This window comes from Shewanella marisflavi (assembly GCF_023283925.1).
In the GTDB taxonomy this organism is placed as follows: Bacteria; Pseudomonadota; Gammaproteobacteria; order Enterobacterales; family Shewanellaceae; genus Shewanella; species Shewanella marisflavi.
The window spans coordinates 1-4,765 of the sequence record NZ_JAKIKX010000021.1 but is presented as its reverse complement, the minus strand read 5'-3'; the positions used below and the strand labels follow the sequence as shown (position 1 = coordinate 4,765).

Below are 4,765 nucleotides of genomic sequence, written 5' to 3'. Positions count from 1 at the left end.
AGCATTGTGGTCCCACCTGATCCCATCCCGAACTCAGAAGTGAAACGCAATCGCGCCGATGGTAGTGTGGGGTCTCCCCATGTGAGAGTAGGTCATTTCCAGGCGCCTAATAAAGCAAAAAGCCCTAGCCTAAATCGCTAGGGCTTTTTGCTTTCTACGCTCTGCGAAAGCATCTACTTCACCTGCAGTCCAAAGCTGCTTACGCAGTGTGGCCCCCTCAGCTCGCAGCCTAGCTGCTTCGCGCTCCAGCCATCCATCAAGCTTCGCTTGATAAACGGATGCCTTTCGCCCCCATGTGAGCGTATGTTTGTACAAATATCTAAATGTGGCTGAAGCTGGCCATGACAGGCGCCTATTTTCGTCGTCCCGCCGCGGAGCTTGTTCATAAACAGCATCCTGCGTAATGACACTAGGCACATTTATGTGCCTTGCCCCAGTTCTCAGCCTAGCTGCTTTGTACTGCAGTCATTTATCAAGCTTTGCTTGATAAGCGGATGCCTTACGTGCCCATGTGAGATACGGCTTTCTATAAACGTGAGTGAAAAAATGCTTTTAGTTAGTCAATACGAGTCTCCGAGGTGTTAGCAACTGTATGAGTACTCCTTTAACATGTGTCGATTAACGAACGGTACAATCCTTTCCATTCTCAGTGTCCATTCATAAGTGAATCATGAGCTCTATCGAGATTAATCTTTGTTGGGATTTAGGTTGCGGGGACCAGATACGTTACAATGGCTTTTTGGACTAACTGACATAAATCACGCTTCCTCTATGGACTCCAAAATCACAGATTCTTTAACGCAATTTAATACCCTGGGCCTCAAGGCTGACTGCTTTCGATTGGTTACAGCAAAACAGGATACTGAGCTGCTTGCCGTCTGTTTGCAGGCCTTTAAGCAGCAAGAGCCGCTATTGCTGATAGGTGGTGGTAGCAATATTGTACTGACTGAAACCTTTCAAGGGACTGCGGTATTGGTAGAGACCAAGGGGATCGAGGTGAGTCAGGATGATCTGTACTATTACCTCAAGGTCGAGGCAGGCGAGGTGTGGCATGAGCTGATTAAGTTCTGTCTCGATAATGAGATGCCAGGACTCGAGAACCTTGCGTTGATTCCTGGTTCTGTTGGTGCTGCGCCGATTCAAAATATCGGTGCCTATGGCGTTGAGTTTGCGCAGTTCTGCGATTGGGTAGAGTATCTTGATCTACCAAGTGACGAGATAAAACGGCTTAATGGCAGTGATTGCGAGTTTGCCTATCGAGAATCCATCTTCAAGAATGCCCTAAGAAATCGCGCCGTGATCTTGCGGGTGGGCTTTATGTTGCCCAAGGCCTGGCAACCTAATCTCAGTTATGGACCACTGCAGGAATTGAGCGAGCGTACTCAAGGCATTACCCCTAGAGAGGTGTTCAACTGCATCTGCAAGACGCGCATGACTAAATTGCCCGATCCTGCCCTGTTAGGTAATGTGGGCAGTTTCTTTAAGAACCCAGTGGTTAGCCAGCAAAAATTCAACGCGCTTAAGCAGCAATATGCAGACATTGTCGGCTATCACCTGGAGGATTCACAGGTTAAGTTAGCCGCCGGTTGGTTGATCGATAAAGCTGGCCTTAAAGGAGTGTCTGTGGGTGACGCTTCGGTTCATTTAAAGCAGGCGCTAGTGATCGTCAACAAGGGCGAGTGCACAGGTCAGGATGTGTGTAACCTAGCTAAGTTAGTGGTAGATAGGATATATCAAGAGTTTGGCGTAAGGTTGGAAGTTGAGCCGAGGATTATCGGTGCTACCGGACAGAAGGAATTAGCTGATGCATGATCAATGGGCCCGTCGTCGGGATATTATTCGCCTACTCAGCCAAGGTAGCTTCGTCTCTGGCGAGGCATTGGCAAGTAAACTGGGGATTTCTCGTGCTGCGGTGAGCAAGCAGGTGGCCAACTTAGAAGAGTTTGGTGTCGATATCTATAGTGTGAAAGGCAAAGGGTATCGACTTGCTACGCCTGTGTCTTTGATCGATGAGGCGCGTCTTAAGCAGGGGGTAAAAAATCGCTGCTTCTATTTCAATGAGATCGCTACGACCAACGGTTTCTTATTGGGCCATGTCAATGAGCTGAGTAGTGGTGATATCTGCGTGGCTGAGTATCAGTCGGCTGGTCGTGGTCGTCGTGGTCGTCAGTGGGTCTCGCCTTACGGTTGTCATCTTTATACTTCTTTTTATTGGCAATTTTCTCAAGGAATGGCTCAGGCGATGGGCTTGAGCTTGGTGGTTGCTTGTTCGTTAGTGACAGTGCTTCGCAGTCTGGGTGTTGAGGGAATTGGGGTTAAATGGCCCAATGATATCTATCTGAATCATAAGAAGCTGGCAGGCATTTTAATTGAGATGAGTGGCCAGGCAGACAGTGTTTGCGATCTGGTTATTGGTATAGGCATCAACCTCTCAATGTCACCGGCGCAGGCCGATAAGATAGATCAGCCCTGGAGCGATCTGTCAGAACTTGCGCAGCAGCCTGATAAGACAGATTTGATGATTGCACTGCAGCGGCAACTGGTTAGGGATCTAGAGTTATTCCAGCAGCAGGGTCTTAAGGCATTTCAGCAAAGATGGCGTGAGGCAGATCTGTTTGATGGGCAGCCAATTAAATTGCTGATGGGAGATAATAGCGTTGAGGGGAACTGCTGCGGTATCGATGAGCAGGGCGCCATATTACTGAAAACCGAGCAGGGAATAAAAGCCTTTGTGGGGGGAGAGATCTCCATGCGTCCCGTCTAATAGACAAACGGCCGTTAATCAGCGGCCGTTTTTTTAGGAGGTTTTATTTACGCAGTAGCACCTGGTGCATCATATGATCGGTTCCCTTGCGTAAGATCAGGTGTGCTCTATCTCTAGTGGGTTGGATATTGAGATTAAGGTTAGGCCCGTTGATGCTATCCCAAATATTGCCAGCTATCTTAGTCGCCTCATCGTCACTCAACTCTGAGTAGTGATGAAAGTATGAGTTAGGATCGCTAAAGGCACCGGAGCGGAACTTTAAGAAGCGAGAAATATACCAGTCTTTTAATAGCGGTTCTTCAGCATCTACATAGATGGAGAAGTCGACGAAATCCGACACGAAAGGCTGCTGAATTGCTACGTGGGTGTCTTGTCCGGTTTGTAAAACATTGAGCCCTTCTATTATCAGAATATCTGGCTGTTGTATCGCCTGTTGGGTATCAGCAATCCTGTCGTAGCTTATATGAGAATAGATAGGCGCATGTACTAAGCTCTCACCTGCCTTAATCTTAGAGATAAACTCAACCAGCATCTTCATATCATAGCTTTCTGGAAAGCCTTTACGCTGTAAAAGCCCTCGACGTTTCAGCTCAGATAATGGGTAGAGAAAACCATCTGTGGTTACCAAGTCGACCTTCGGATGCTCTGGCCATTGGCGTAATAAGGCTTGCAGGATACGCGCCGTAGTACTCTTTCCTACCGCGACGCTGCCAGCGATGCTGATAATATAAGGACGTTTAGGTGGCACACGACCGAGGAACTGACTCAATACCAGTCCTCTCTGCTGCTTGCCGCCGACGATGAGATTGAGCAGGCGGCTCAGAGGGAGATAGATGTCGGTTACTTCATCGAGGGAGATAGATTCGTTGATGCCGCGCAGGTCGTCAAGATCGGATTCGCTGAGTGTTAACGGCACTGATTTTCGCAGCTCTGCCCACTGCTGACGGGCAAAGGCAAGATAGAGTGCATTATGTATTTGGTTGTCGACGTGCATGAATAAAATCTCCCCTTAGGCAAGGCACAGTACACCATCGTCCTCAGGGGAACAACACCAAAAATGCGATTCCATTCTAGGCTATCAGGCTTACGGGCTATTATGGGTAAATAGTGAACTTTATTGTGCTTTCGTGGCGGAAAAAACGTCGTTTAAATGATTTTTTTGCAGATTTTTAAAATTAGGTATTGCACTTGTGCTCACTATTACCTAATATCCGCTACCGAAATGACACGCCGGCATAGCTCAGTTGGTAGAGCAACTGACTTGTAATCAGTAGGTCCCGAGTTCGACTCTTGGTGCCGGCACCATTTCTCTGGAGGGGTTCCCGAGTGGCCAAAGGGATCAGACTGTAAATCTGACGGCTCAGCCTTCGAAGGTTCGAATCCTTCTCCCTCCACCATTTTTCTAGGTAGTTAGGTAACCTTAGTTAGGTTGCGCGGATGTCGTATAATGGTATTACTCCAGCCTTCCAAGCTGATAACGCGGGTTCGATTCCCGCCATCCGCTCCAATTTTCGCTGATTGTGCCCGTATCTATGAGCCGCCCTTTCGGGTCCAGTTCTCGATAAACTGCCTTCAGCCTGCCAAACTAAGCTTCCGTAATTATCTTAATTAAATCGATTCGATGACATTATAGGCATCGGATTTTTTGTTGTATGTAGATTTCATCACCAAGTATCTCTTAATTGGGGCAATACCATGGCTAAAGAAAAATTTGAACGTAGCAAACCTCACGTAAACGTGGGCACCATCGGTCACGTTGACCATGGTAAAACAACTCTTACAGCTGCTATCTCTCACGTACTGACTAAGACGTACGGTGGTGAAGCTAAAGATTTCGCACAGATCGATAACGCTCCAGAAGAGCGTGAGCGCGGTATTACCATCAATACCTCTCACATCGAGTACGATACTCCTTCTCGTCACTACGCACACGTAGACTGCCCAGGCCACGCTGACTATGTTAAAAACATGATCACTGGTGCTGCACAGATGGACGGCGCT

General features: G+C 47.8%; 4 protein-coding genes, 3 tRNA genes and 1 rRNA gene. 7 read left to right on the top strand and 1 reads right to left on the bottom strand.

Annotated elements, in window-relative coordinates; translation table 11 throughout:
- The 3 genes from rrf to birA all read left to right on the top strand — a co-directional run.
- Positions 1–104: ribosomal RNA gene (gene rrf, locus L2712_RS19030) — 5S ribosomal RNA — on the top strand; the annotation flags it as partial.
- 667 nt (positions 105–771) lie between these two features.
- Positions 772–1,812: a UDP-N-acetylmuramate dehydrogenase gene (murB, locus tag L2712_RS19025; protein ID WP_248978698.1), complete on the top strand. Its 1,041-nt coding sequence runs from the start codon at positions 772–774 to the stop codon at positions 1,810–1,812.
- The gene (birA, locus tag L2712_RS19020) at positions 1,805–2,764 is read left to right on the top strand and encodes a bifunctional biotin--[acetyl-CoA-carboxylase] ligase/biotin operon repressor BirA (RefSeq protein WP_248978697.1); all 960 of its coding nucleotides are present in this window, start codon (positions 1,805–1,807) and stop codon (positions 2,762–2,764) included. Before murB ends, birA begins: the two co-directional genes overlap by 8 nt.
- A 43-nt stretch (positions 2,765–2,807) precedes the next feature.
- Here the strand turns inward: birA and coaA are convergent, their stop codons facing one another.
- The gene (gene coaA / locus L2712_RS19015) at positions 2,808–3,758 is read right to left on the bottom strand and encodes a type I pantothenate kinase (RefSeq protein ID WP_033540862.1); all 951 of its coding nucleotides are present in this window, start codon (positions 3,756–3,758) and stop codon (positions 2,808–2,810) included.
- A gap of 235 nt (positions 3,759–3,993) precedes the next feature.
- Between coaA and L2712_RS19010 the strand changes: the two genes are divergently transcribed.
- The 4 genes from L2712_RS19010 to L2712_RS18995 form a co-directional block, all read left to right on the top strand.
- A tRNA-Thr gene (locus L2712_RS19010) sits at positions 3,994–4,069 on the top strand.
- A gap of 7 nt (positions 4,070–4,076) precedes the next feature.
- Positions 4,077–4,161 (top strand) — tRNA-Tyr (locus L2712_RS19005).
- 36 nt (positions 4,162–4,197) lie between these two features.
- Positions 4,198–4,271 (top strand) — tRNA-Gly (locus L2712_RS19000).
- 188 nt (positions 4,272–4,459) lie between these two features.
- Positions 4,460–4,765 (top strand): GTP-binding protein (locus L2712_RS18995; protein WP_248978684.1); only part of this gene is annotated, 306 nt, incomplete at its 3' end.

What these genes read in the sequence shown, in the direction of transcription:
- coaA (WP_033540862.1), bottom strand. Translation starts at nt 3,758, where the DNA reads ATGCACGTCGACAACCAAATACATAATGCACTCTATCTTGCCTTTGCC.
- murB (WP_248978698.1), top strand. Translation starts at nt 772, where the DNA reads ATGGACTCCAAAATCACAGATTCTTTAACGCAATTTAATACCCTGGGC.
- birA (WP_248978697.1), top strand. Translation starts at nt 1,805, where the DNA reads ATGCATGATCAATGGGCCCGTCGTCGGGATATTATTCGCCTACTCAGC.